22 protein-coding genes are annotated in these 26,076 nt (G+C 60.9%); 4 read left to right on the forward strand and 18 right to left on the reverse strand.

Annotated features, from left to right (window positions below):
• Nucleotides 1-76: 76 nt before the first annotated feature.
• Nucleotides 77-406 (forward strand): DUF6388 family protein, encoded by a 330-nt coding sequence (locus ACHPFG_RS17995; protein WP_131699320.1) that lies wholly within the window; start codon nt 77-79, stop codon nt 404-406.
• On the opposite strand, the gene ACHPFG_RS18000 is transcribed toward ACHPFG_RS17995, so the two are convergent.
• From ACHPFG_RS18000 to tssA, 16 genes are read right to left on the reverse strand one after another with little or no spacing between them, the layout of a single operon-like run.
• Nucleotides 382-1,254 (reverse strand): serine/threonine-protein kinase, encoded by an 873-nt coding sequence (locus tag ACHPFG_RS18000; RefSeq protein ID WP_431700028.1) that lies wholly within the window; start codon nt 1,252-1,254, stop codon nt 382-384. The genes ACHPFG_RS17995 and ACHPFG_RS18000 overlap by 25 nt on opposite strands.
• The gene (locus tag ACHPFG_RS18005; protein WP_431700029.1) at nt 1,251-1,979 is read right to left on the reverse strand and encodes a PP2C family protein-serine/threonine phosphatase; all 729 of its coding nucleotides are present in this window, start codon (nt 1,977-1,979) and stop codon (nt 1,251-1,253) included. The genes ACHPFG_RS18000 and ACHPFG_RS18005 overlap by 4 nt, the downstream gene beginning before the upstream one ends.
• Nucleotides 1,976-5,347, reverse strand: coding sequence for a type VI secretion system membrane subunit TssM (gene tssM, locus ACHPFG_RS18010; protein ID WP_431700030.1), 3,372 nt, complete (start codon nt 5,345-5,347; stop codon nt 1,976-1,978). The genes ACHPFG_RS18005 and tssM overlap by 4 nt, the downstream gene beginning before the upstream one ends.
• Nucleotides 5,348-5,362: 15 nt before the next feature.
• Nucleotides 5,363-6,226 (reverse strand): type IVB secretion system protein IcmH/DotU, encoded by an 864-nt coding sequence (gene icmH / locus ACHPFG_RS18015; protein WP_431700031.1) that lies wholly within the window; start codon nt 6,224-6,226, stop codon nt 5,363-5,365.
• Between the two features lie 5 nt (nt 6,227-6,231).
• Nucleotides 6,232-7,560, reverse strand: coding sequence for a type VI secretion system baseplate subunit TssK (gene tssK / locus ACHPFG_RS18020; protein ID WP_431700032.1), 1,329 nt, complete (start codon nt 7,558-7,560; stop codon nt 6,232-6,234).
• Between the two features lies 1 nt (nt 7,561).
• Complete coding sequence (tssJ, locus tag ACHPFG_RS18025) at nt 7,562-8,047, reverse strand: type VI secretion system lipoprotein TssJ (protein ID WP_431700033.1); 486 nt, start codon at nt 8,045-8,047, stop codon at nt 7,562-7,564.
• A gap of 5 nt (nt 8,048-8,052) precedes the next feature.
• Nucleotides 8,053-9,222, reverse strand: a complete 1,170-nt coding sequence (gene tagH / locus ACHPFG_RS18030; RefSeq protein ID WP_431700034.1) for a type VI secretion system-associated FHA domain protein TagH — start codon at nt 9,220-9,222, stop codon at nt 8,053-8,055.
• A 16-nt stretch (nt 9,223-9,238) separates the two neighbouring features.
• Nucleotides 9,239-9,370, reverse strand: coding sequence for a type VI secretion protein (locus ACHPFG_RS18035; protein ID WP_083236517.1), 132 nt, complete (start codon nt 9,368-9,370; stop codon nt 9,239-9,241).
• A 42-nt stretch (nt 9,371-9,412) separates the two neighbouring features.
• Nucleotides 9,413-10,945 carry a sigma-54 interaction domain-containing protein gene (locus ACHPFG_RS18040; protein ID WP_431700035.1) on the reverse strand — a complete coding sequence of 511 codons (1,533 nt, stop codon included), beginning with the start codon at nt 10,943-10,945 and terminating at the stop codon, nt 9,413-9,415.
• Nucleotides 10,942-13,509, reverse strand: coding sequence for a type VI secretion system ATPase TssH (tssH, locus tag ACHPFG_RS18045; RefSeq protein WP_431700036.1), 2,568 nt, complete (start codon nt 13,507-13,509; stop codon nt 10,942-10,944). Before tssH ends, ACHPFG_RS18040 begins: the two co-directional genes overlap by 4 nt.
• A gap of 12 nt (nt 13,510-13,521) precedes the next feature.
• The gene (tssG, locus tag ACHPFG_RS18050) at nt 13,522-14,529 is read right to left on the reverse strand and encodes a type VI secretion system baseplate subunit TssG (RefSeq protein WP_167655814.1); all 1,008 of its coding nucleotides are present in this window, start codon (nt 14,527-14,529) and stop codon (nt 13,522-13,524) included.
• Nucleotides 14,493-16,280, reverse strand: a complete 1,788-nt coding sequence (gene tssF, locus ACHPFG_RS18055) for a type VI secretion system baseplate subunit TssF (protein WP_431700037.1) — start codon at nt 16,278-16,280, stop codon at nt 14,493-14,495. The genes tssG and tssF overlap by 37 nt, the downstream gene beginning before the upstream one ends.
• Nucleotides 16,270-16,671 (reverse strand): type VI secretion system baseplate subunit TssE, encoded by a 402-nt coding sequence (gene tssE, locus ACHPFG_RS18060; RefSeq protein WP_431700038.1) that lies wholly within the window; start codon nt 16,669-16,671, stop codon nt 16,270-16,272. Before tssE ends, tssF begins: the two co-directional genes overlap by 11 nt.
• A gap of 14 nt (nt 16,672-16,685) precedes the next feature.
• Nucleotides 16,686-18,161, reverse strand: a complete 1,476-nt coding sequence (tssC, locus tag ACHPFG_RS18065; protein ID WP_131699307.1) for a type VI secretion system contractile sheath large subunit — start codon at nt 18,159-18,161, stop codon at nt 16,686-16,688.
• Nucleotides 18,162-18,188: 27 nt separating this feature from the next.
• Complete coding sequence (tssB, locus tag ACHPFG_RS18070; protein ID WP_431700039.1) at nt 18,189-18,686, reverse strand: type VI secretion system contractile sheath small subunit; 498 nt, start codon at nt 18,684-18,686, stop codon at nt 18,189-18,191.
• A 32-nt stretch (nt 18,687-18,718) separates the two neighbouring features.
• Entirely contained in the window at nt 18,719-20,275 is a 1,557-nt protein-coding gene (gene tssA / locus ACHPFG_RS18075) for a type VI secretion system protein TssA (RefSeq protein WP_431700040.1), read from the reverse strand.
• A gap of 471 nt (nt 20,276-20,746) precedes the next feature.
• On the opposite strand from tssA, the gene ACHPFG_RS18080 reads away from it, so the two are divergent.
• Nucleotides 20,747-21,262, forward strand: a complete 516-nt coding sequence (locus ACHPFG_RS18080) for an Hcp family type VI secretion system effector (RefSeq protein ID WP_048729440.1) — start codon at nt 20,747-20,749, stop codon at nt 21,260-21,262.
• Between the two features lie 53 nt (nt 21,263-21,315).
• Here the strand turns inward: ACHPFG_RS18080 and ACHPFG_RS18085 are convergent, their stop codons facing one another.
• Nucleotides 21,316-22,137, reverse strand: coding sequence for an aldo/keto reductase (locus tag ACHPFG_RS18085; RefSeq protein ID WP_431700041.1), 822 nt, complete (start codon nt 22,135-22,137; stop codon nt 21,316-21,318).
• A 106-nt stretch (nt 22,138-22,243) separates the two neighbouring features.
• Between ACHPFG_RS18085 and ACHPFG_RS18090 the strand changes: the two genes are divergently transcribed.
• Nucleotides 22,244-22,738: a DUF1543 domain-containing protein gene (locus ACHPFG_RS18090; RefSeq protein ID WP_431700042.1), complete on the forward strand. Its 495-nt coding sequence runs from the start codon at nt 22,244-22,246 to the stop codon at nt 22,736-22,738.
• A gap of 176 nt (nt 22,739-22,914) precedes the next feature.
• Here the strand turns inward: ACHPFG_RS18090 and ACHPFG_RS18095 are convergent, their stop codons facing one another.
• Nucleotides 22,915-23,694 (reverse strand): acetoin reductase, encoded by a 780-nt coding sequence (locus ACHPFG_RS18095; RefSeq protein ID WP_431700043.1) that lies wholly within the window; start codon nt 23,692-23,694, stop codon nt 22,915-22,917.
• 192 nt (nt 23,695-23,886) lie between these two features.
• Here ACHPFG_RS18095 and ACHPFG_RS18100 point away from each other — a divergent pair, with 192 nt between their 5' ends.
• Nucleotides 23,887-26,049, forward strand: coding sequence for a TonB-dependent siderophore receptor (locus ACHPFG_RS18100; RefSeq protein ID WP_431700044.1), 2,163 nt, complete (start codon nt 23,887-23,889; stop codon nt 26,047-26,049).
• Nucleotides 26,050-26,076: the final 27 nt, after the last annotated feature.

Consider the following 26,076-nt stretch of genomic DNA (forward strand, 5'->3'; position numbering starts at 1 on the left):
CCTTGTGGACGATTGGCGCCCCGACGCCGAGAACATGCCGAAGGCCCCGATACCGTTCCCTTTCAGGAGTTAACCTTTGACACCACCTGGCGATAACCACCAACGCGCCCTGGATAGATTCCTGAGCGAACATCCGGGCGTGGCCCTTGAACTCAACACCCTTAACCCGCTTGCCGCCCAAGCCAAGGGCGAAACCCTCGCACAGTACCGCGATGAACGCCTGCATGAAGCCTTCGAGGCTGAAGCCGAGCGCCAGGGCCTGTTTGCCTGGGAATTGACCCTCAAGCTGACTGCGGACTCCCGCGAAGCCTTTGAGGCCCAGCGTCTTGAAGTGCACAAGGAAGTGGCGCAGATGGCCGGCCTGAGCTGGGCCGAGTACTGTCAATTGCATGACTTGCCCGGCTGAACCCGCAACGGCAGGTACCAGTGCCGCCTGCCATCCAGCGCCTCGCGCAACTCGGCGACGGAAACGCTGCGCCGCTGCGGATCCATGGCCAACGCTGAGTGCAGCGCCGACCAGCAATGCCTGGGCAATCGGCGCGGCCGCGGCAGTGGTCGATCGGGCTGGCGCTCGCCCAGGCGCTGGCCCTGGGCCAACTCATAGATCACGCAGGCCGCGCCATACAAATCGGCGCCGGCTGACAAGCCCCCACCCGACATCAGTTCCGGCGCTGCATACGCGGGCGTCCAGGCGTTCAAACGGCTGCGGTTCAAGCCCGGCAGCCCGGCTGTCTGCTGCATTTTCGACCGGCCCAGGCCGAAATCGAACAAACGCAGTCCCTGCTCACCCATCATGATATTGGCAGGCTTCACATCGCCATGGAGAATGCCCTGCTGGTGGGTGTACGCCAGCGCGTCCAGCAGTTGCAAGGCGATGGGCTGCAGCTCCTGCCAGGGCACTCCTTGTGGACACTCCATCAGCAGCCGATCCAGGGTCATGCCGTGCAGCAACTCCATGGTGAAGAATGCCACCTGGTGCAGCGTGTCGACTTCGAAGGAAAACACCCGCACCACATGGTCATGCCGCAAGCGGCGTGTGAGGGCGAACTCGCTGTACAGCAGCACATGGGCGTCAGGGCACGCGGAAAATGTTTCGTCCAAGCGTTTCAGGGCCACGCTGGAGGCGGGCTCACCGAACGCCTCATGCAGCAGGTCCCGGGCGCGATAGACCACCCCCATGCCGCCTGTGCCCAGCTTGCGCTCAAGCTGATAGCGCCCGGCAAGCAAGTTCGGCGGGCGTGCCTCCTCGCTCATGGCTGGATCACGACGGCCGTAAGGTCATCCCGCGCCGGCCCACGCAACACGTCGCTGAACAATCGATCCACCACCCGCCATGGCGTGCCTACGCTCATGGCGCTGCCCAGTTCGCCAAGGCTGAGCCCCTGGTACAGGCCGTCGCTGCACAACAAAAATACATCCCCAGGCTGGGTACTGAGTTCCAGTACCTCCAGGCTCAGCGCCTGTCGGGCGCCGATCGCACGGGTCAAGGCCCTGGCGCCCGGATAGACCTGGGCTTGTTCCAGGCTCAACTGCCGCGTATCCATCAGTTGCTGCAACACGGTATGGTCACGGGACAGCTGGTACAGCCGCTGCCCGCGCCACAGGTAGCAACGGCTGTCGCCCACCCAAATGCAGGCCGCACGCTGGTCTTCGAGCAACAGTGCAACCACGGTACTGCCCATGATGCCTGCCAGGCCGTCGGCCGGCGCAATCGGCGCCTGCCCCAGTTGGCTGTCGAGCCCGCGCAGGCAGCGCCGGACTGCCTCGACACGCTGATCAAAACTGCCCTGATCTGGCAGCGCGGCAAGACTGCTGATTACCCATTGACTGGCCACATCCCCGGCCTGGTGGCCCCCCATTCCATCGGCGACCGCCCAACACCCACGCTGTGGGCAATCGAGGAACGCGTCCTCGTTGCGCGAACGCAACTTGCCTTGAACCGTGCGCCCGGCGCTTCGCCAGGTGTGCGCCGGGTTCACAGTTGCTCCGGCAGGCGGAAGGTGCGCCATGCCGCCATCTGGAACGGGCTCGGGTTGCGCTGGCTGGTCAGCAGGTAATTGGCGCGCAGGCCGGCCAGATCGGCCTTGAGAATGTGCGCATCCCTGCCATTTGCCGGCTCACTCTGCAACAGGTCGAAGAAGCGGAACAACGACCACTCGCCACTGTTTTTTTCGATCCCCAGCGGTCGCTCCGTACCCCGTTCCAGCACCAGGCTGCTGCGACTGCCAGGCGCCTCGCCTGGCCAGTGGAAGGCCATAGGCACAATCGGCCCATGACGGTATTCCAGTTGTTGGTCACCCACCCGCAGGATCGCCCGGCTGACGGCTTGATCGAGACTGTAGGGCGCCAAGGTGAATCGAACGGCCCACTCCCCCTGCTCCTCGGTGAAAAAACCTTGCCGAATCATCTGGGCCCTGGCCAGTTGGTCCAACAGCGAGCGCGATATCGGCACGCTGCGACCGTCCAGGCCCCGCAGTCGATACCGGTTGCCATCAACGCTGACAAAAGGCCGCAGGTACGTTTCATAAAAGCGCGCCATAGCACCTCGGGGTTTGAAAAATGCCTGGAAATCGCCCAGGGCAACGTCACTGGTGGCATGCGCATTGAACGGGTAGCGACGCTGGATGGCCTTGGCGTAAAAACCATAGAGCTCGCTTTGGTAACGCTGGTTCACGTAGACATAGGTGCCATCGAGCAGATGACGCCAGACGTGGTCGGCAATGTCTTCGAGCCAGCCCTTGAGCGGCAGCGGCAAGCGTGCGGCGGCATTACGCAGGTTGGCCAGAAGAGGCTGCTGCCCTTCCATGCGCTGCTTGACCAAGGTGAACGCTGCCTGCTCCGGGGAACTCTCCCGGCTCAGCGACGACAATTGCAGGTGTAATTCGTCGAGCAGCCGAAATGCCTGTGTCAATTCAGCCCCCGGGTTCTGCTCTTCATCGAGTAGCTGGTGCAGCGGTTCGAAGCGGCGCTGCAACGCACGCCGGGCCGTGTCAGGCAGTAGTTGGCCCTGCAACGGTTTGACCAACGCACCGGACACCGCGGCACTTAACTCGCCGGCCTGCTGGCTCAGCGCCTCGACCCGATCATGGGCCGGTAACAGCCGAGTGTTTTCGCGAACCTGCTGCAACAGGCGTACCAACGCCGACTGGGCGGATATCAGGCTCGCCAACTGTTCGGCGCTGTGCCGCAGACTGTCATTTTCCTGCAGGCGGACACGACCGAGAGCGTGACTCCAGGCATCGGCGTACTCACTCAAATAACGCTGTTCCAGGGCCTGCAGCAACCGGCGCATATCCACGGCGCTGAGGTCGGTACCTTCCCCAAGCACCCAGTTATCCTGGGCAATGGCATTGACCAGCGCAGGGCCCTGCTTTTCGAAATACTGCTGGTACCTTTTGGTGTAGAAGCCGGGTATGGGCGGTTCAAGGTTGGCGAACACGCCGCCATCGGCCAGTCGCAGAGGCTCCAGGCTGCGGGCTTGTTCGCGCAGCGCGCGGTAGACCACCTCTGCCAGCGACTCGCCGCGTAATGCCTGGCGGGCCTGGGCCACCAGTGCATCGTTCAACGGGGCTGCGAACGGTTGCTCCAGCAACCGCCCGAGGTGTTCGTTCAAACGCTTCTGCATCGAGGTATCCCCCGCATAACGGGCAGACCAATGGCCTGCCATGTACTCCGCCAACCACGCGTTATCACGCCGTTCGCGCAGGTTGAGCATCAGGTACGCCCGCAAGCTGTCCAGCAACCGCTCGCGCTCGCCAAGGCTGGCCTGCACCTGTTCTTCGAGCAGGGTTGCCACGTGCGGCAGCAACTGATGGCGCAAGCTCTCGTCATAGGCATCAGTCAATAACGGACGACTCACCTGCCCTTGATACAAGCCGGCTCGATCGACCCAGCGGACCTCGGTGACGGGTGGAAACACCCGTGTCGCTGCCAGACGACTGTCCAGCAGCGCCAGCAATACCCGGCTCTCGTCCGCATCAGGTTGAGCAGGCGCAGGCATGTTCAGCGCCTGCAACTGCACCAGACGCTGATGATTGAACGAATAACTGTGCGCCCATAACCACCCCGCCATACCGATGACCAGCGCCGTGGCCAGCGCCAGCCCCCCTTGGCGTCGATGCAGGCGCCGCCGCTCGGGGGTATGCAGCCCGGCAAGATCGGCCTCGGCGAAAATCACCCGGCGGAACAAGCCCTGGACAAACCGCGAGCGCGTATCGCCCACGTTCGCACACGTCAGGTAGAACCCTCGCAGGCCATTGATGCGCTGATAGCGCGGGGCGGAAAACGCCGTCTCGACAAACAGGCCCAAGCGGTCGCCCAGGCGTGCGACCTGCCGAGGAAAATCCAGCATACGACCGCGGCGCTCGCCGCTGCGCTCCTGATGCAAGCGTGGGATCAGCTCCGCCCCCAGGCGCTGCAGCAGCGCCTCGAAGGCCTCGCGCACCTGAGCAATGTCAGTTCCGGTCTTGCCCGCCACCAGGTACCCGCCCAATATGTCTTCCGTGCCGTCGCCCTGCTGCGCATCAAAGAACTCGGCGAACCCTGGCAAACGGTCGGCCCGGGTCAACACCAGATAAACCGGCACATCTACATGCAGCGTCTGCTGGATGTCCTGCAAGCGGGTATGGACATGACGCGCATGGAGTTCCAGGTCGTGCTCATTGCCCCCCCAAAGCGTGTCCACCGACAACGTCACTACAACACCGTTGAGCGGGCGAGCCCGGCGGCGCGACCTGAGCAGACCGAGCAGCGTCGACCATCCCGCCGCATCCACCGTACGGTCAGGCTGGTCCAGGTAGCGCCCGGCAGTCTCCAGCAGCACGGCGTCATCGGCGAAGTACCAGTCGCAGTAGGCCGTTGTTCCCGGGGTTGGCGACTCGGCCCGATCGAGTGGAAACTGCAATCCATTGGCGGCCAGCAGATGGGTCTTGCCACTGCCTTGATGGCCGATCAACAGGTACCAGGGCAGCGTATTTCGCCAACGCTCACTGCGATCACCGTAGCGGCGGGAGGTTTTCAGGGTCTGCAGCGCCTCCTTGAATCGCCCGCGTACCTGCCTCTGCTCATCGTGGATCAGCCCCAGGTGCTGATGATGCGCCTGGTGTTCCGGCTGGTTGAGCCGTGCGGCGCGGCGCGCGCCAACCACCACCATCGACAGGCCCCACAGCAGGAACAGGCCACAGATGGTCAGCAAGCGAGCCGTCGCGCCTTGCCAGAACCGATAGTCATCCACCGCCAGCAAGGGCCCGAAAAACCACACCAGCAACGCGCTGGACAGCACCAGCAACAGGCTCCATAACCAAATCTTGCGCAGCACCGTGCCCGCGCCCTTGAAGAATGCGTTCATTCATTGCTCCCAGCGTTACAAGGGCGTCCGAGCCTGGTCCGACGCCAACGATTGAAAAGGTTGCAGCACCGTCATGCGCTCCGTGCCCAGCACCCAGGCAAACCCTGAGTACATCACCAGCAAACAGGCCAGCCCGACAGCCATGAGCCACTTGGCACAGAGCATGCGCACCGGCACGGCGCGGACGTTCCCTGCCTGCGATGGCGCGGCCATCGAGAGCCGATCTCCCCGCACATGCCTGATCTGCCGGTACAGCGCGTCGCGTACCCCTTCAAGCTGAGCGCCTCCCCGCTCCATTACGCGGTATTGGCCTTCGAACCCCAGCGACAGGCACAGGTACATCAGCTCCAGCATGGCCACGTGCTTGACGGGGTCGCGGGACAATCGCTCCAGCAGCAGGAAAAACTTCTCGCCGCCAAAGGTTTCGTTGTGAAAGCGACTCAACAGGCTGGACCTGGACCAGTCGCTGCAACCGCCCCACGCGGTGGTGACCACCGCCTCGTCAATGAAGCTGCACAGCACATAGCGCGCAGACATCACCTGACCTTCCTCGCCCCCCAGGTGCAGGGCGTGCGCTTCAAACGTCGTGATGCCCGAAGACAACCGGTCGTTGAGGGTCTGCAGGCTCTCACGGCCGGAGCTGCCCTTGAGCTGCACCACCTGCGACAACAATTCCCAAGCCGCTGCCACCAGGGTGTTGGGGCCCACATTCACACTCTGCGCGCTGTGCAGCCGGGCGGTATAGATCATCCTGTCCTCCAACTGCTCGAAGCGCGGCGGCGATGGGAAGTCCGTCACCGCCCCCTGCGCCGGACCGCGTCCCTCGCGGTCAAGCAAGACGGTTTTCTCGTCCTGCGGGTATTCACTGTCCATCATCATGGGGTTCAGTTCCTGATAGCCCAGAAGTTGAGTTCCAGCTCGGTAAACTCGCCGCTGGCATGCAAGGCGAATCCACCTGACTGCTCCAACTGCGCGATATCCGGGGCGCTGAGTTCGAGCATGAAATAGGTCTTGCCCGCGTGGAACGGAATCTGTCGCGGCGCTACCGGCAACGGTTTGATCCTGATACCGGTGAGGTGCAGGTTGACCAACTCGCGGATGCGCTCCACCGGGCCAATCTTGAGATGCGCCGGCAGCCGATGACGCAGCGTTTCCGAATCACACTGGGCGGTTGCCGCCAGGATGAACGTCGCCGTCCCCAGCAATTTGAGGTCACTCACCGGGCATACCAGCACACCGTACTGACGTGGTTGCAGCGTCAACTCGATGGCATGCTGCTCCAGTACCCGCGACAACACTGCGCGCAGGTGCTCCATCAATTCGCGAAAGCTCGCACCTTGATCACCATGCTGGTAACGCACCTCCAATTGGGCGCGCTTGCTGTCGGTGGCGAACGTGGCCAATTCACCAAGGATCGACAGCAGCTCGCGATACAACGCCTCCGGGCGCACCTGGGCCTGGCTCAAAAAGTGGCGCAACATCAATTCAGCGCGGTTGATCAGTTGCAGCATCAGGAGGTCGCCAACCTGCGCCCCGGCCGACGCGCCGTTACCCTGGATGCGCGCGGCAATCGCATCTCCACGGCTGGCCAGCAGACTGATGACCTCCTTGACGCACGACGACACATACCCGGAGCCCTGCAAAAAAATGAACGTCGGCACAAAATCGATATCCAGTCGCACGCCGCCTTCACGGGTGCAGTCCAGCACCTGAGCGACCTGCAGCTTCACGTGGAACGGCTCACCGGAATGCTCCCCCAGCATCAGGCGCAGATCCGGACGCGCACAGCTGATCTGGCAACGGGCATCGACACCGGCATTGGAGTCCCCGATCTCCATTTCACAGGCAACATAGCGCGCCAGGATTTCGTGTTGCTCCGGCCTGCGCACTTCAATCTGATTGTCGGTGACCAGCGGCAACGCCAGGTACACGGCTTGCCGGCCGACGTTGGCAGGCACTTGCAATACCAGAGGTTCCATCGCGCCATTGAGCTCGAACAGGCTGCCGTCCGGCAATATGCCGCTGGCCTGGTTGACGACCACCTTGCCCAGGTTGAGGTACTGCACATCGATGTCCAGGGTCAGGAACCCCCAGGCGTCGCAGCCCAGCAAGCGCGTACGGTTGAGCTGCTGATGGTAGTAGCGGTCGTTGTGCTGCAAGTGCTGGGGCCGCAGCAACATGCCTTCCTGCCAGATAACGTTATGGATGTGCATCTCAATCCTCCGCCCGGTCGGTTTGCGGGGCGGCAATACGAATACCGCTCTGGTCCAGCATTATTCGGGCCCGTGTCCGTTGCTGGGGGGCAACAGGCAGCACCAGTCGCCATTGCACATTGGGCAGGTCGCGATAGGCCGCCAGTACGCCGACATAGCGGCTTTGCGGCTCGATACTGAGCTTGAGCACCAACCGCTCACCGGGCCGCAGCTCCAGCTCTTCGCTGCTGACCCAGTCCTTGGGCAGGGTCTGCTCGGCCCGCCCATAGAGGCTGAAAAAGTCGGCATTCTCGAATGCCACGGGGTGCCGCAGTTCAAGCAAATGCACCACCACAGGTGAAGGACGACCATGAAGGTCGGGGTTGACCTCGTCACTGGCCATCAACGCCAGGTCCAGCTTGGTCAAGGTCGAAAAGGGTGAAACGCTGCTGCAGCCGGCCAACATGCCCAGTGCCAGCAGTGTTGATGCAACGGTGGTTAGATACATGAACGTCATCCCGGGTAAGCCGCATGCAGGCTGGAGACCAGGCGCACCTGCTCTTCGTAGGCTTTGCAGAAGTCGTTGCGTAATAATTGATCGCCCCACGACGCCTCGTCGGTCAGCCGTCGGTAATAGCGCTGGTACGCCCGCCAATGAGCGCCATCGGTGAGGAGCCTGGGCGGCTTGTCCTCGCGCTCGAAGCACAGCAGCAGATGACCTGGAGCAAAGGCCGCCAGCGCGCTGCGAACGACGGCACGGCAGGCCACCACCAAGGCCAGCTGATGAATCTGCAAGTCCCGGCAGGCGTGGGCTACCGCCCGTTCGGGCGGCAGACGCCCCCACTCACCGCCCCCCAACAGCGCCGTCAAGGCCGCCTGGGCGTCTGGACAATCCACCAAGGGGTTCTGCCGCATAAGCGCCGGGGAGGTCCAATCCAGATGCACCTCACTGCTCAGCTCGTCGCGAGTTCGCAGGCTTTGCTGCAAACCTTCGATGGCTTGCCTGAACAACCCGGCCACCTTGATCGCAAGGGCCTCGCGGGCCGGCGTATCGAGCGCCCCCACCTCCATGCCCAACACCTCGCCGAACTGCGCCCAGAACGTCTCAGGGACTGCGGATGCAGCCGTAACAGGCTGTGCAGGTGCTACGTCACTGACAGGCTCAGCCCATTGCGGTACGACCAGGTGGTCCTGGTCCACGGTTCCCGGACAGAATGCCTGGGCGGTCGACTCCGTCAACGTGTTCAATGCCTCCAGCTCTTGCGATGACTCGCCGCGTCGTTGTTCGCGATCCAGCGCCTGAATCGGGTCGAGCCCCAGGAAAGCATCGTCTGGAATCACCTCGCTCCGCCCCAGCGGCGGTCGTTGATGCTCGACCAGTCGAGCACGAATTTCCAACGCCCCCAGTTGGTATACGTCTGCATCACTGATCTGCCGCGCGTGCCCCTTGCGCAAGCGCTCCAGGCTGCCGGATACGCCAATACCGTTGCTGCTGATATCCGTCAAAAAGTAATGGCCGTCGCGAAAACTGACCAAGCCATGGTGGCTGGAAATCAAGCGCGCGGTGTCGGGGATGACCCAGTCACACGCAGTCCCACGGCCGATCACACCGCCGACGCCATCAAAGGTTTTGCGGGCTGGCGGCTCGCCACTGGCGGAACACACTTCAAGCACTAATTGCATGGCAAGGCTCCCCTGTTCAATGACCACGACGGCTCGCCTGGGGGTCACCCAGTGGACGGTAGTCAGCATCGTCAAAGACATAATTGGCGTTACAGCCACCCAGCAAACACAGCACAAGCGCCACGGCTTGCCACGGACGAAGAGGCATCAGGAATCTCCCATGAAAGTAAGGTGTCCACGCATACGCTATTCAGCATTCCTCTCGGGCATCGCCAACCGGAATCTTCAAGCGCGCCAGACGGTAGAGCAGCGTGCGGCGTGCGACGCCCAACTCCCGCGCGGTACGGGTACGATTGCCACGGTTCTTGTGCAGGCAATCAATCAGGAACACCCGCTCCACTCGCTCCAGGCGTTGACGCAACGTTGCATCGACAGCATCGTTGGCGGGTGCCGATGACAGGGACAGGTGCGCCGGCAGGATCACACCGTCGTCACAGAGCAGTACCGCGCGCTCCACGAGGCATTTGAGTTCTCGCACATTGCCAGGGAAGCCATGGCTGGACAGTTGATCCAACGCCGCACTTGACCAGCCCACCGATACGCGACCCAGCGCAGCGCAGGCCTTTTGCGCAAAATGCCGAGCCAACAGCAACGCATCGCCATCACGCTCACGCAAGGCCGGTAACTCAATGGGGAACTGCGCGAGCCGGTAATACAGGTCCTCGCGAAAGCTGCCTTGGGCCACCATCGCAGGGAGATCACGGTGCGTCGCAGCGATAATGCGTACATCGACCTTATGGGCCGTACTGGCACCCAATGGGCGAATCTCGCCTTCCTGCAAAACCCGCAATAACTTGGCCTGCAACGACAACGGCATATCGCCGATTTCGTCGAGTAGCAATGTGCCGCCGTGAGCGGTGTCGAACAAACCGGTGTAGTTGCGTTCAGCCCCCGTGAACGCCCCCTTGCGATAGCCGAACAGTTCGCTTTCCAGCAGCCCTTCGGGAAAGGCTGCACAATTTTGCACCACGAAGGCTTTACCACTGCGTGGACCGGCGGTATGGATGGCACGCGCCGCCACCTCTTTGCCGGTACCGGTCTCGCCATGCAGCAGCACGGTGTAGGGCGTATTCAGCACCTTGCCGATCAAGCGGCACGTTTCATCCATGGCCTTGCTGTTGCCGATCAATCCGAACGTGGCACAGGTGCCCGGCGTGCCGCACGTAGGTGGCGTGACACTCACCGCAGGACTCAGACGCTGCATCAGTGCAAGTTGCCTCAAGGCAAAGCTGCCCAGTTGGGTCAATGAGTGGGTGTAGTGCTCCAACTGTTTCGGACGCTGGCTGGCGCACAGCAACACGCCCGCGAGAGTCCTGTGCCGACCGAACAACGGCATGCACGTCAACGATTGCCAAGGCGTCGCCATCGCGGGAAGGAACTGGCGTTCATAGAAGCTGTTTTCCAGATGCTCAAGGCTCAAGGCAGTGCGCTGACTGAGCACATACTGCAACACCTGCTCATGTTGGAAATCCGCGCCTGAAGCCAGCTCGTCGGGTGGCCGCACGCCTGGCAAATGCTGGGCAATCAGGGCAAGCCGACCTGTCGCCTCGTCGCGCCAATACAATTGGCTGAGTTCGCACTGGCTCAGTTGGGCTACCGCCGCGACACACAGGTCCGGCAAGGTTGTCGCGTCACCTTCGATCCCCAGGCGGGTGAACCAACTCAGCATCGCGTCGGCGTACTCCGAGGGATGGGGCAACCGGTTGAAAGAATTTTCCGTCATTGGCTGACCTCACAGACAGGACAACCGCTGCCATCCAGGCCGGCATGCACCCGGGACAGCGATTCGCCCCCGGCCATGGCCTCCAGCAACCGATCCGCCACCTGCGCCAGCAAGTGTGCGTCGATCCATTGATCGATAGAGCGGGCACCGCTGTCACCCTCAGCGCAACGCTCGGCGACGCACGCAACCAGTTCGGGCGTATAGCTGAAGGTGAGCTTGCGCAGTTGCAACCTTTGCCCCAAGTGGTCCAGCTTGAGCCTTGCCAGGTCATGCAGAACCTCGCCCGTGATCGGGTAATACGGCACGACATGCATTCGCGCCAGTAAGGCAGGCTTGAAGTGCTTGCGCAGCAACGGGCGAATGGCTTCGTGCAGGACCTCCTCAGCAGGTCGCCGGTCGCCTGCGCATAATTGATCGATGCACTCGCTGCCCAGGTTGGAGGTCATCAGGATCAGCGTGTTGCGAAAATCGATTTCCCGACCTTCCCCGTCATTGGCCAGTCCCTTGTCGAAAATCTGATAGAACAGGTTCACTACTTCCGGATCAGCCTTCTCGACCTCGTCCAGCAGCACGACCGAATACGGGCGTTGGCGCACAGCCTCCGTCAACACGCCGCCCTCGCCAAAACCGATATAACCGGGTGGAGCGCCAATCAGCCGGGAAAGGGAATGCTTTTCCTGGAACTCCGACATGTTAAGGGTGGTGACAAAACGCCGCCCGCCGTACAGCAGGTCGCCGAGGGCCAGGGCCGTCTCGGTCTTGCCCACGCCACTTGGGCCAACCAGCAGGAATACGCCGACCGGGGCATCCGCCTTATTGAGCCCGGTGGCAGCCGCGCGCAAGTTGCGTTCAAGTATCTTCACTGCGTGCTCCTGGCCGAGGATGCGCGAACGCAATGCGTCGGCAAAGCCCAACACCCTTTCACTGCTTTCCAGGGCCAGTCGTTCGACAGGAATACCGGTCCAGGCGCTGACGACCTGTGCCACCAGACCTGGACAAACCTCGAGGCTGGCCAATGGCTGGCCGTTTTGTTGCGCGTGCAGTACCTGGCGCTGTTGGGCCAAGGCATGTTCAAGGGTCTCAGTGTTCTGCCCTGCACCACGAGCAGCATCCAATTGCTGGCGCAGCGCTAGCACCTGCTGCGCAGATGCTCGCTGTTCCAACCAGTGTTGCTCCAGATGTTCACGCTCGCGCTCCACGGTCTCCAGGCGCAGGTTCAACGCGTGCAAGGCCTGCTCGTCCACAGGCAACCCGGCCTCCCTGTCGCGATTCAACGCCTGGCGCTGGCGCGCGCCTTCCGCCTGCTCGGCGTAAAGGCGTTGCAATGCCTCGGGCGCCGTCTCCCAGCTGGTTCTCATGCGGGCGCAGGCGGTGTCCAGCACATCCACCGCCTTGTCGGGCAACTGCCGCCCAGCCAGGTAGCGCGCGCTCATGTGGGCTGCCGTGACAATGGCATCATCCCGCACATACACGCCATGGCTGCGCTCATACGCCGGAACCAGGCCGCGCAGGATCGAAACCGCCTGCTCAACACTGGGCTCGCCGACCTGCACAGGCTGGAAACGCCGCGCCAATGCCGGGTCTTTTTCGAAGTACTTCTTATATTCCGACCAAGTGGTGGCGGCGATGGTGCGCAACTCGCCACGGGCCAGGGCTGGCTTGAGCAGATTGGCAGCATCGGACCCACCTGCCTGGGCGCCCGCGCCCACCAGTGTATGAGCCTCGTCGATAAACAGGATCACCGGTGTTGGTGAGGCGTTGACTTCATCGATCACGCCTTTGAGGCGCCGTTCGAATTCCCCCTTGATACCCGTGCCGGCCTGAAGCAGGCCCATATCCAGGGTCAACACCTGTACGTGTTTGAGCGGCTCCGGCACCTCTGCGCTGGCGATACGCAGGGCAAGCCCTTCAACCACGGCGGTTTTACCCACCCCGGCTTCGCCAACCAGGATCGGATTGTTCTTGCGCCTGCGCACAAGTATGTCGATCAATTGGCGGATTTCGGCATCGCGACACAACACCGGGTCGATACCGCCTTCCCGGGCCTGTCGGGTCAAATCATGGGTAAAGCGCGCCAGCAACGCATCGCCGCTCGACACAGGGTCGACCTCAGGCGCCAGGCTCAACAAATAACTGCACACACGCTGTGCATCCAACCGGTTCAGTACCGCCTGATAACCACTGCCGGCGTGTTGTAACGGATGACGCAACAGCGCCAGTAATAGAGCGCCGTGATCAACGTCCGCCTGCCGCAGCTCCAGGCGGGCCAACATCAGGGCTTGCTGCAGCCATTGCACCAGAGCCTGGGTAAACACGGGATTACGCGAGGCACTCGTGCCAGCTTGGGGATGCAGGGCCGCCTGCAGCTCGCCTGGCTCGACACCCGCATCCACCAACGCCCGCACCAGAATGCCGTGGGGGTATTCCAGCAGGGTCAGCAGCAGGTCCTCCACCAACACTTCCCTGCCGCCGCGTGCCACGCAACGTTCCGCCGAGCGTTCAAGGTCTCGGCGCGCCTGGGGAGCCAATGTCTGGATAAGTTGTTGCAGGTCCACATTCATCATAATCATTCATCCCTAATCAGCATTGCTGGTCACAATGACCACACCGTCGGCACACCCATGCGCCAGCCAAGTTGTCCAGCCGAGGCGGCAGACGTTGTGTTCGCCGATGTGCAATGGCCTGATTTCCTCCTTGAGCAGTACCAGGCGCAGGTCATAGGCCAGAGGGTCGCGTGCCGTCAGCCGTAGCAATGCGCACAGCAACGGATAGTCCCCACCTGTGGGTAAAAACTCATGAAAACGCTGCCAGCCCAGGCCCTGCACATGCACCCTGAACTTGCCGCTGCGGTCAGTGACCCGACTACCCAGCACCTGGTCATGACCGAGCACACTGTTGGTGGCACCCAGCCGATTTTGCTGGGGGACGGCAATGACCACCGAGCGTTCTACCCACTGCTCGACGAACAAGCGGGTGTGCTTGAAGTAGTAACGCAGCACCGTCTCGATCAAGGCTGCCGAATGGGCTCGCAGGCTGAGTAACCCCAGGTAGGGCAATAGCCGTTTGCAGTTCAATTGGGTAGTCGCGCGGAGGTGCTGGCCCTTCAACCCGATCAAGGCAAACATCTGCTCGGAAAAGACATCCCGGGCGCCAGCCTGAAAAAACGCCCGGTAGCGGTACTTGCGCCAGATCGGCAGCATCAGCCGTTGTAACCGATGATGAAACAGGTCGAGGAAGTCCCGGGTAGCCTTGCCGCCCGCACCGTCAACAATCGCTTGTTCGCCATAAAACGCCGGCAATGGCGAACAAGCGCCGCACAGCCCCAACACGTTGAGGCAAAGACGCGCGCGCAATTGACCGTGTTCAACAAAAAACTCCACCCGCTCAATATCGTGACCGGGGAAACCAAGACCTGGGTTGGCCTGAAACTCCAACAAGTCATACAGCGCGTCGTCATCCAGCATCGGATGAGCATCGCGCAAACGCCTGATCACCTGCAAAACCGCCTGGAACAGCGAGTATTCGCGGATGACGCTGGACAGTGCCGTCAAAGCAGGGGCTGCTGGCCCATCCGGGGTGGCCATAGGTACACGTCTCCTTGTGTGCTGATGACTCGCAATTCGTGATAGGTATTAAGGCTGGCGTAAAGCGCGAAGAATTCGTTGAGCACCGACGCGAACACAAACACCTCGCCCTGGCCAAGAAAACCTTGTGGATCAATCGTCAGGTCGATTCGTAAGCCCCTGAACGGCAAGCCACGGTGCAGTCGGTCGACAGCCGAGTGCCTGATGGATCGCAATGCGCCAAGCTTTCGCTCACTGACTTTCTGCGCCTGTCGGTCGTGGTAGCGCGGCAGGTCGTAGGTTTCGAGAATGACCTTCAAGGCATTGATGTCGGTCAATGACAGGTAGTTGAGCGACATGTTGCTGATGAGCCGCCAGAGAAAGTCCTGCTCCAGGGGTGGCGAATAGCTCGCGGTCGGCATGCAGATATTACGAAACGACAACCCTTCCGGTGTCTGCTCGCAAGGTTGGTTGATCTCCCCGATCTGAAGCAGCCGAGGCAGGTCGTGATTGGTACACGTCAGCTCGATCGACAGGGTTTCCGGGCCATGCTCCGGAGCGTTGGAAAACCCTAGCCAGGTATCGAGGCCCGCGTGGTGTGCCGATGCATGTTGGCGAATGCTGTAGCTGGCGGAGGCCGCCGACAGTGCGTCATCGCTGTCATGCTCGAAGGACTCAAACGGTACGTAGGTCCGATATCCCGACCCGCCGGGGCGCCAACCCGTGACACTGTCCACGGAAAATACACAGGCGTTTTCCCGTGAGTATTCCCCCGGTATCACCAGGTATTCGTCCTGCTTGCCGTCCAGGCGGATCGGCACGGCGTCATGTTTGAACAAATTGGCGATGGGCGTGCAGTACAGCTTCACGTTGTCCAGGGTGGGGTGATGGGGATCACGCCATGGGTTACGCAGTTTGAAACGCAGCACCACCGCACGCACCTGCTTGAGCAACTCATGGGGCAAACCGTGCAGTACATCCAGGCCCACCACGTCGACAAACAGGTACTTGTCAGGAAAGGCAAAGTACTCCTGCAAATGACGATATCCACGAAAGGTATTCATTGGATACGGTATCAACGCCTGCTCCTCGCTGAATCCCACCGGGCGTACCCGGTCGGCGCCCAATCGCAACGAGAGGGGTTGCCCATCCTCCCCACTGACCGGCAAGCCATCGCGGCCCAAAGGTAGCAACTCGATACCCTCGAGATGACGCAACAGGCTCAGGTACAGCCCTTGGCTGATGCAGCGGTCACCCGCCAGGTGCAGGCGTAGTTGATCGAGCGTCCATTCACTGAAGTTGCCCTCGACACTCATGTCCAGGTGCAGGCTCAACAGCGCAACCTCGCCCTGGAGGCTGTATTCCAGAGCGCTCAGTTGCAGCGGCAGGACTTGCGTGGCGTAACAGGTACGGAAGCGACAACGCTCACCCTTGAGGGCAGCACTTTCGACCGGGGTATCCCGCGCGACCATCACCCCAGGGCCGACGTGCTTCAACGGATCAAACTGCAAGATGCTGAAGGCGGGCATCGGCCGCATGTAGTTGGGCCACAGCAAATGCATCAAGGAATGAGTCAGCTCAGGCAGCTCATCATCCAGTTTCTGGCGCAAGCGACCGGTGAGAAACGCGAAGCCCTCCAACAACCGTTCCACATCCGGGTCCTGCCCTGGGTCGGCAAGAAACGGCGCGAGCGCAGGGTTACGTTCGGAGAAACGCCGCCCGAGTTGACGCAACGCACTCAGCTCGCTCTGGTAATAACGATTAAAGGACATCCGGCAAAACCTCGACTCGTCCGGGCTCGCATAGTCGCGCAACGAACACCACGGGCTGCTTGACACCCGCCACCATCAGCGTGGCCTCAATGGAGAACGCCTGGGCCAGAGGGTCGTGATCGCGCGGCAATGCAGTAACCTGCACCTGCTGCAATCGTGGCTCGTAGGCCCGTATGAATCGCTCGATCAACAAGCGCGACCGGCTCAATGACTCATGCAGGCTCTGGTTCATATCATTAAGATCGGGCAAGCCGTAGTCCGGCAATGTCTGAACACTGCCCGCACGGATACTGAGCATTTTCCCCAGGTGACTGGCAATGGACGTCACGCCACAGGCATGTGCGGCCGCCGGGCGTTCGAGGCGCTCGAAAAGGCTATGTTTGTGGAGCATCCCCTGACCTTCTTTCATTCTTTGTCGAGCTTGCCAACCAGAGACAGAGTGAAGTCCGCCCCCATGTACTTGAAGTGCGGTCGCACACTCAGGTTGACGCGGTACCAGCCAGGCTCGCCATCTACGTCACTGACAACGATGCGGGCCGCTCGCAGCGGACGCCGCCCACGCACTTCGGCACTGGGGTTTTCCTGGTCGGCGACGTACTGGCGAATCCACTTGTTGAGCTCCAGCTCGAGGTCTGTGCGCTCCTTCCACGAACCCAACTGTTCACGCTGCAATACCTTCAGGTAATGGGCCAGCCTGTTGACCACCATCATGTAGGGCAACTGGGTCCCCAGGCGATAGTTCAGCTCGGCGTCCTTGCCCTCTGCGCTGATGCCGAACTGTTTGGGCTTCTGCACCGAACTGGCGGAAAAAAACGCGGCATTGTCACTGCCCTTGCGCATCGTCAAGGCAATGAAGCCCTCTTGCGCAAGTTCGTATTCGCGACGATCGGACACCAACACTTCGGTGGGGATCTTGGTCTCGATTTCGCCCATGCTATGGAAGTGATGCAACGGCAAGTCTTCCACGGCCCCTCCGCTTTGCGGACCGATGATGTTCGGGCACCAGCGGAACCGCGCGAAGCTTTCGGTCAGGCGTGTGGCGAAGGCATAGGCGGTATTGCCCCACAGGTAATGCTCGTGGCTGCTCACCACGTTTTCCTGGTAGGCAAAGGTCTTGACAGGGCATTCAAGGGGATCATAGGGCGTACGGAGCAGGAAGCGCGGCACGGTCAGACCGATATAACGCGCATCTTCGCTCTGGCGAAAGCTTTGCCATTTGGCAAATTGCGGCCCTTCGAAATGATCCTTGAGATCCTTGAGGTCAGGCAGTCCCGTGAAGCTTTCCAGTCCGAAGAACGCCGGCCCGGCTGCGGCGATAAAAGGCGCGTGCGCCATGCACGCGACACTTGAAGCGTATTGCATCAGTTTCACATCGGGCGCGCTGGGGGACAGGAAGTAATTGGCAATGATCGCGCCCACAGGCTGACCACCAAATTGACCGTACTCAGCGCTGTAGACATGTTTGTACAACCCGGATTGAGTCATTTCCGGTGAGTCTTCGAAATCATCCAGCAAGTCTTGCCGGGAGACGTTCAACAGTTCGATCTTGATGTTTTCACGAAAATTGGTGCGGTCGACCAGCAATTGCAAACCTTTCCAGGAAGCTTCCAGGGCCTGGAACTCCGGGTGGTGCAAAATTTCATCCATTTGCTGGCTGAGCTTCGTATCGATCTCGGCAATCATTCGGTCGACCAGGCGCTTCTTGACGGGCTCGCCGTGGTTCTGTGGTTTGATCAACTCCTCGATAAACGCCGAGACACCCCGCTTGGCGATGGCATAGGCCTCGTCATCCGCACTCAGCAGTGTCTGGGCAATGATGTTGTCGAGGATGCTGTAATCCTCACTGGTGTGTTCCGGTATCGGATTCTGTTGGGTGGTCATGCGGTCAGTGTCCTTTTACTGAAAATGTCAGGCGGTGTGGTTGCCCAGTTCCAACTCGGCCAATACCCGGGCGCGGGACTCGTCATCCGCCAGGGCGTGCTCAATGGCTTTGCGAAAGCTTGGTGTATTGCCCAGCGGTCCTTTGAGAGCCATGAGTGCTTCACGCAATGCCATCAGTTTGTGCAATTCGGGTATCTGCTCCACCAGGTTCGCGGGATTGAAATCCTTCATGGCATTGATACGCACCTCAATGGCCAGCTCCTCGACCTCAGCACACTCCTGCAGGCGATTGGGTACGTTCAGCGTCAGGCCTAGCGCTTGCTTGGCCAGCACGTCATCAAGGGTGTTCTTGTCGATGGCAATGGGCTTGCGGTCTTCAAGCTTGCGTACATCCTCACGCTGGGTGAAGTCACCCAGCACCAGCAGCTTCAACGGCAGTTCGACTTCATCCTGCGCACCACCGATGGCGGGCTTGAAGGTGATATTGATACGTTCCCTGGGCGCTACCGAACCTTCTTTGGCCATTGTGTTTCTCCTTTTCCAAGTGGCTCGAAAGCCTATTCAAGTACCGCTTCAAGATCGAAGAGGCATAGCCTGCGATGGGTGTCTTCCTTACGCTCGCGCACGGCCTGGTTTTGTGGCAACAAGTCACAGCAACGATGAAGCAGTTGGGTCACTTGCAAGGCCAACTCCGGCTCCCAGTGTTCCAGGCCCCTGCGCTGCAGCTCGTTGTCCAGATGTTCGAGCTGGATCTTCGCCAACTCGTGTTTGCCCGCCTGCCCACATAGACGCGCCTGCGCGAGTCGCCAATGAAAACGGGCACGATCGCTGTGAGCGGCATGCATGCCCTCCTTGAGTTCATGGACGGCCGCCTTGAGCCCGTCCTTGCGCAGCCGCAGTCGTGCCGCCTGCAAGGCCGCCTCCCAAGGCTCGGCATCGGCATCCACCACCGTCAGTGATTCGGGCAACCGCAGATGACGGGCAACCTGCTGCGCGATCCAGTTACGCGTGGGGACATCGGCAAAGGGAGCACCATCGTGAAAACGAAACTCGGGCAGGTTGGGCAAGCGCTGCAGCAACAGGGCAAAGTTCACTTCCAACTCAGTCATGGCCAGGTCGGCCTGCAGCGCTTCCAGGCACTGCCAGACCATGTACAACCCGTCAAACCAGAACAGCGCACTGGCGAGACTGGCCTCGAGTTCGAGCATCAAGTCGGTGTAATGGCCTTGGGCAAGCCGCTCCTGGTAACGCTTGAGTTTGTCGGGTGCAGGCCCGCGCAAGGTGGTGATCCGTTCGCTGTCAGCGTCCGGGTAGCTGACGAGGGTCAGCCAGGTCAGCGCCCGATTCAGGCGCAGTGCGCGCAGGTCAGCGGCGTTCTGGCGCAACCACCAGGCACACAAAGGACGGGCCTGATCCTGTAAGGCGCGCAGCAACTTGTGGGCATCTTTCTCGGAGCCCACCACAACCTCGGCATTCTGCAACAGGGTGGTCACCTGCTTGACCTGCCCCTGCCCGGCAATATCGCCCAAGCTCGCGACCGGAGAATCGTCTTGCGCAACACGCTCCAACCGCTGGGCCAGTTGCCTGCGAATCGGCAGGAACAGCGGCGCGTTATCTTCCAGATGCTCGACACAGCACTCATCGAGACACACCAGATGTTCAAGCACGGATTCGAACAAGGGCTGCTGGCCCTGCAGCGACGGGCTTTGCGCGAAGAGGGACTCGAGGCGCCCCGCCAGCCAACTGAAGGCTGCGCCACGAGTACGCGGTTTTTCGGGATAGACCGCAGACCAATGATGCTCACAGAGATAGCGCAATAACCCAAGGCCGGCCAACAGCCCTGGAAAGGATTCCCGTTGATACAATGCCCAGGTCAGCCAGACGACGACCCGCAGATCCTTGGATTGTTGACGCAACAGGTACTCGCCGATTTCCAGGACCTTTTGCCAGTCGGTCTGGACGCCCCCATGAATCGATTGCGCCTTGCCCAATTCGAACTCCAGAACTTCATACTCACTTGAATAGCGCATATCGCTGCCGGCAAAATTCGTCTGCGTGCAGGGCGACCGTGCAAGTTCAAGGTAATCGTTATAAAGTTTTTTTGAATAAGACATTCGGCACAACTACCCAAAACAAAAAGTTCAAAGCATTGACATTTAAACCATATATCAAAGCGCCATCCAATCTTCGCCAGCACCACCGCAAAGTTCGTAAACCTTAGCCATGCAAACAGCATTCAACAAGCAGCGCCCCGACACTTAAGCAATTTCCTACAACCACTGTAATTCGAGGCCTGCGCAGGGTTTTGCGCAGTTAAACCTTCATCTGCTTCCGAATATCCCTGCCAACTCCAATACCAACAAACCAAATTACATGAGCAACTAAATGCGCACTTATGCGCAACGTATCCTGCATATATTCGATTAAATCATGCACCGCCAATCAAAAAACCACCCCACTAACCGCCGGCCCCACTGTTTTTATTGGGACTGATACTTTCGGGCACGCTTCTTGTTAATGAGAGTTGCCCGACCGGCACCATTACCGGTTGGAACGACCTCATCAATCAGGCAAGGAAACCCGTCATGCCAACACCCGCGTATCTTTCCATCACCGGTGTCAAACAAGGTTTGATTACGGCAGGCACTTTTACCCAGGACTCGGTAGGCAACATTTATCAGGAAGGCCATGAAGACCAGATTCTGGTCCAGGCCTTTGCTCATCAGGTGATCATCCCCCGCGACCCGCAGTCGGGTCAGCCGACGGGCCAGAGGGTCCACAAGCCGTTGATGATCAGCAAGGTCTTCGATAAGTCATCGCCCTTGCTGTTCAGCGCATTGACCAGCGGTGAAGAGGTCAAATGCCGACTGGAGTGGTTCCGTACATCATCGGCCGGCACCCAGGAGCACTACTTCACGATTGAACTGGAGGGCGCGACGCTCGTGGACATCCAATCCCGCATGCCCAATTGCCAGGACCCGGACAATGCCCACTTCACTCACCTGGAGGATGTGTATTTCACCTATCGCAAGATCGTATGGACCCACGAAGTGTCCGGCACATCCGGATCGGATGACTGGCGCAGCCCGGTAGCGGGTTAAGTCGGACCTGTGCAGGAACGGGTGCCAGGGATGGCACCGTTTCTGCCAGACAGCTACACCATCGCCAAGGGATGCTTGCGCTTGGGTGCGCCGAACACCCGATCGATGGCATCCAGGTCGTGCTCATCCAGCACCACCTTGGCGGCGGCCGCATTGAGCCGTACATGCTCCGGGGTGACCGCCTTGGGGATGGCGATCACACCGTCCTGGCGCAGCACCCAGGCCAGGGCGACCTGGGCTGGCGTGACCTCGTGGCGGCGGGCGATCTGCTTAAGGGTCTGGCTGGACAGCAACGCCCCACCCTGGGCAATCGGGCAATACGCCATCAGCGGCAAATGATGTTGTTGCCACCAGGGCAACAGGTCGAATTCGATCCCGCGCTCTTCAATGTTGTACAGCACCTGATTGGTCGCGCAGGCCGGGGATGCAAGTTCCTGCAGGTCGGCCACATCGAAATTGGAGACGCCCCAGCGGCCGATCTTGCCCGCCTCACGCAGGCGCTCGAACGCTTCGACGGTTTCTTCAAGGGGGTACTGGCCACGCCAATGCAACAGATACAGATCAATGTAGTCCGTGCCCAGGCGCTGGAGGCTGGCTTCACACGCACGGGGCACGCCCTTTTGGCTGGCGTTGTGCGGGTAGACCTTGCTCACCAGGAACACCTGGTCGCGCCTGCCGCTGATGGCTTCGCCGACAACCTCCTCGGCGCCACCCTCGCCATACATCTCGGCGGTATCGATCAAGGTCATGCCCTCGTCGATCCCCAGTTGCAATGCCGCAACTTCGGCGCGGCGCCGGTCTGGGTCTTCGCCCATGCGCCAGGTTCCCTGGCCGATGACAGGGACGGGAACGCCCGCCAGATCAATGGTGCGCATGACAACCTCCTGATGAATTCGCGGATTAACAGTGTGGCATTGCCCGGACAAAAGGGTTCAATCGAAGTATGGTTACCCTTTCCCAAGTCGCCAGGAAGGACCTGCAATGCTGTTTGTCGTGATGCTCGGGGGCAAGCACCCACGGGCAAGAATTGAAGTTCACGATGTGGTGTTCGCCGTAGCGGACACGCTGGAAGGCACCTACCCGCAATTGCGCGAGGGCTGGTTTGGCAGCCCCAAGGGCGTGCATATTGATTCGTGGATGGCGGTGGATGGCGTCGACGGCTGGAAGGTCGAACTCAGCCAACTGGCCCCCGCTGCCGACGCCCATCACCTGTACTTCATCAACCTTGGCGGCTATGAAACCAACAGCTTTGGCGAAGCCCACCACTACCTGCTGGTGGTCGCCCGCAACAAACAGGAGGCAACCCGCAAGGGCAAGCAACAAATGTTGCGCCACTGGTCCCAGGCCCACACCGACGGTGTGATGGATATCGACGACTGCCTGCCCATCGACCTGGTGGGCGGCCGCTACCTGCACCTGGTGCAAGGCGCGCATCGGCCGATCATTCAGCAGAACGACTATATCGTCCTGAATTGATGGGGGCTTATTTGACCTGACATCAGATGATCGCGGCAACGTCAAGCGTAACACTGCTGTTGCTCTGGCTCTGGCTCTGGCTTTTGATCTTGATCCTAGGCGCCCCGTCAAACACGCTGGTCTAACGCAATCGTCGCACCACCCCTCCCACATTTGACACCGCAGGCCTTAGGAGATCAGCGATAAACCAGCCCGCCATCGATCAACGGCGCCTGCCCGGTCATGTAATCCGCGTCCGGTCCCGCCAGGTAGGCCACCAACCCCGCCACATCCTCCGGCGTTTCCGCACGGCCCAAGGCAATCCCATCCACATACTTCTTGTAGGTCGCCCCCACTTCAGCCCCGGTAATCTCGGCCATACGCTTGTCGATCTCCACCCACATATCGGTGCCCACCACCCCAGGGCAGTAGGCGTTGACCGTGATCCCTGCACTCGCCAGCTCCTTGGCCGCCACCTGGGTCAAGGCCCGCACGGCAAACTTGGTGGCCGAGTACACGCCCAGCAGCGCAAAGCCTTCGTGGCCGGCGATGGAGCAGGCATTGATGATCTTGCCCTTCTGCTTGAGCGCCTTGAATTTCTTGCCGGCAGCCTGGATGCCCCACAATACGCCCTGCACATTGATGCCCAGGGTGCGCTCGACCTGTTCCGGGCTGACGTCCAGCAGCGAGTCGATCTGCGCGACCCCGGCGTTGTTGACGATGATGTCGAAGCCACCGAGCGTCTGATGCGCATGCTCGACCGCCGCCACCACCTGATCGCGCTTGGACACGTCGGCGATAAACACCGAGGCCTTGCGCCCCAGGGCCACGACTTCGGCGGCCACGGCTTCGAGCTTGGCGCCATTGATGTCGACCAGGGCGATGTCGGCACCGTCCTGTGCCAGGCGCAGGGCAATGGCCCGGCCAATGCCCTGCCCGGCGCCGGTCACCAGCGCAACTTTTCCAGCGATACTCATGACAATCTCCTGCAACGATGAGAGAGCGTTGTCTATCGCAGGTGCGCGCACGGGCTGTCGAGGCGCAAAGGGTTTGGCGTAGGCGTTGAGACGCACTGTCTCAGCGCACGCGCCGGTACCGAACGCTTGTAAAACCTGGCCGTTATGCCTAGTTTATGCGCCCCCCGCCCTGCGCTTTAAGGCTCTGCCCCCATGGTTTTGCGTTTTCGTCCCGTCGTCAGTACACGTTTCGCTCTCGGCCTGCTGCTCAGCGGCGGTATCGGCAACAGTTGGGCGGCGCAGATCGAACTGCCGGCGGTGCAGGTCCAGGGCGAGGACGCGTCCGGCTATCGCGCAGACACCGCCTCGGTCGGTGGCTTCAATGAGGCGCCGCTGCTGGACACCCCGGCCTCGATCACGGTGATCAATGCCGCGTTGATCAAGGACCAGCAAGCACGCCTGCTCAGTGAAGTGCTGCGCAACGATGCCTCGGTGGGCGACAGCTACGCCCCCATCGGCTACTACGAAAATTTCGTGGTGCGCGGTTTCTCGCTGAATGCGGCGAGCAGCTACAAGATCAACGGGCACACCATCACCGGCGAGCAGAACGTTGCCCTGGAAAACAAGCAGCAGGTGGAAGTGCTCAAGGGCCTGGCCGGTTTGCAGAGCGGGATTTCCGAACCCAGCGGCGTGATCAACTACGTGACCAAGCGCCCGGAGGATGTACGCTCGGTGACGGTGTCCACCGATGACCGTGGCAGTGGCTATATCGCCACCGACGTCGGCGGCTGGTTTGGCAGCGAGCAGCAATTCGGCCTGCGCGCCAACGTCGCCCATGAAGACCTCAATTCCTATGTGGAGCACGCCAACGGCCAGCGCGATTTCGTGTCCCTGGCCTTCGACTGGAACATCAGCCCCGACGCCGTGCTGCAACTCGACGCGGAATACCAGAACAAGCAACAACGCTCGGTGCCGGGCTACCAGTTGCTGGGCGGCAACGAGGTGCCCCACGATGCCTCGCCGAAAAAACTGCTGGGCCACCAGAGCGGTTCCAGGCAAGTCGGCATCGACGCGTTGAACCTCAACGGCACGTTCGAGTACAGCTTCAGCGACCAGTGGAAAGGCAGCGTCAGCGCCGCGCGCAGCAAGGTGGTGATTGATGACTACAGTTCGTTTGCCTGGGGCTGCTATGGCTCGACCAGTTGCACCTCCAGCGTGCCGAACTACTTCAGCCCCGAAGGCAACTACGACGTCTACGACTACCGCAGCCCCGACGATACCCGCCGTGACGATGAAGTCCAGGCGGCGATGACCGGCCTGTTCGACACCGCAGGCATCGGCCATGAACTGACCTTCGGCACCAGCGCGTTTCGCCGGGTGATCGACAAGCGCAAGTCCGTCAACGAGTACATCGGCACGACCAATATCGACGATGATGCACCGACGTTCATGCCCACCGACAAGCCGTTGAACGACAGCCATCGCACCCTCGACAGCCGCCAGTACGGCCTGTTCGTCACCGACCGCATCCGCTTCAACGAGCAATGGCAAACCATCCTCGGCGGCCGCGAAGTGCGCCTGGATGAAAAAGCCTTCGACGGCGTGACGGGCGACCAAGCCCGCCATACCCAGCAATACGTGTTTCTGCCCCAGGCGGCATTGATCTACAAACCCATAGAAAATATCTCGCTGTACACCAGTTACAGCAAAGGCCTGTCCCTGGGCGGCACTGCGCCGTGGTTTGCCAACAACGCCGATGAAACCCTGGCCCCGACCACCTCGCGGCAAATCGAAGCCGGGGTGAAATACGACTGGCGCCGCATCAGCTTCGCCGCCGCCGTGTTCCAGACGCGCCAGGCCTACCAGTACGCCAAGCCGGAGGGCGCCGGTACCTTTACCTATGTGCAACAGGGCGAGCAGAAGAACACCGGGGTGGAACTGTCGGCCAACGGCTGGGCCACCGAGCGCCTGCAGATTTCCACCAGCGTGGCGGCGATTCGTGCCCGGGTAAACGGCAGCGGCACGCCGGAATACGAAGAGCACCAGGCGATCAACGTACCCAAGCTGCGCGCCAGTGTGTACGCCGATTATGCGTTGCCGTGGGTCAATGGCCTGGCGGTGCTCGGCGGCGTGCAATACAGCGCCAAGAAGTACGCCAACCGCAGCGGCAATGTGGAGGTGGGGGATTATGCGGTGGTCAACGTCGGCAGCCGCTACACCACCAAGGTCGACGGCTACGAGACGGTGCTGCGCCTGAGCGTCGACAACCTGTTCGACAAGCGCTACTGGCGCGACGCGGGCGAGTACATGGGCGATGACTATCTGTTCATGGGCGCACCACTGACGGCGCGCCTGAGTGCTTCGGTAAACTTCTGACACTTACCCCTGTGGCGAGCGGGCTCG

The sequence above is a fragment of the Pseudomonas sp. BR20 genome (genome assembly GCF_050780135.1).
GTDB lineage: Bacteria > Pseudomonadota > Gammaproteobacteria > Pseudomonadales > Pseudomonadaceae > Aquipseudomonas.

Coding starts and splice junctions, on each gene's coding strand:
- tssE (WP_431700038.1), bottom strand. CDS start 16,671: ATGCTCCACAAACATAGCCTTTTCGAGCGCCTCGAACGCCCGGCGGCC.
- ACHPFG_RS18090 (WP_431700042.1), top strand. CDS start 22,244: ATGCTGTTTGTCGTGATGCTCGGGGGCAAGCACCCACGGGCAAGAATT.
- tssK (WP_431700032.1), bottom strand. CDS start 7,560: ATGCACATCCATAACGTTATCTGGCAGGAAGGCATGTTGCTGCGGCCC.
- tssB (WP_431700039.1), bottom strand. CDS start 18,686: ATGGCCAAAGAAGGTTCGGTAGCGCCCAGGGAACGTATCAATATCACC.
- tssC (WP_131699307.1), bottom strand. CDS start 18,161: ATGACCACCCAACAGAATCCGATACCGGAACACACCAGTGAGGATTAC.
- tssH (WP_431700036.1), bottom strand. CDS start 13,509: ATGATGAATGTGGACCTGCAACAACTTATCCAGACATTGGCTCCCCAG.
- tssG (WP_167655814.1), bottom strand. CDS start 14,529: ATGGCCACCCCGGATGGGCCAGCAGCCCCTGCTTTGACGGCACTGTCC.
- tssM (WP_431700030.1), bottom strand. CDS start 5,347: ATGAACGCATTCTTCAAGGGCGCGGGCACGGTGCTGCGCAAGATTTGG.
- tagH (WP_431700034.1), bottom strand. CDS start 9,222: ATGCAATTAGTGCTTGAAGTGTGTTCCGCCAGTGGCGAGCCGCCAGCC.
- ACHPFG_RS18095 (WP_431700043.1), bottom strand. CDS start 23,694: ATGAGTATCGCTGGAAAAGTTGCGCTGGTGACCGGCGCCGGGCAGGGC.
- ACHPFG_RS18100 (WP_431700044.1), top strand. CDS start 23,887: ATGGTTTTGCGTTTTCGTCCCGTCGTCAGTACACGTTTCGCTCTCGGC.
- ACHPFG_RS18040 (WP_431700035.1), bottom strand. CDS start 10,945: ATGACGGAAAATTCTTTCAACCGGTTGCCCCATCCCTCGGAGTACGCC.
- ACHPFG_RS18085 (WP_431700041.1), bottom strand. CDS start 22,137: ATGCGCACCATTGATCTGGCGGGCGTTCCCGTCCCTGTCATCGGCCAG.
- tssA (WP_431700040.1), bottom strand. CDS start 20,275: ATGTCTTATTCAAAAAAACTTTATAACGATTACCTTGAACTTGCACGG.
- tssF (WP_431700037.1), bottom strand. CDS start 16,280: ATGTCCTTTAATCGTTATTACCAGAGCGAGCTGAGTGCGTTGCGTCAA.
- ACHPFG_RS18080 (WP_048729440.1), top strand. CDS start 20,747: ATGCCAACACCCGCGTATCTTTCCATCACCGGTGTCAAACAAGGTTTG.
- tssJ (WP_431700033.1), bottom strand. CDS start 8,047: ATGTATCTAACCACCGTTGCATCAACACTGCTGGCACTGGGCATGTTG.
- ACHPFG_RS18035 (WP_083236517.1), bottom strand. CDS start 9,370: ATGCCTCTTCGTCCGTGGCAAGCCGTGGCGCTTGTGCTGTGTTTGCTG.
- ACHPFG_RS18000 (WP_431700028.1), bottom strand. CDS start 1,254: ATGAGCGAGGAGGCACGCCCGCCGAACTTGCTTGCCGGGCGCTATCAG.
- icmH (WP_431700031.1), bottom strand. CDS start 6,226: ATGATGATGGACAGTGAATACCCGCAGGACGAGAAAACCGTCTTGCTT.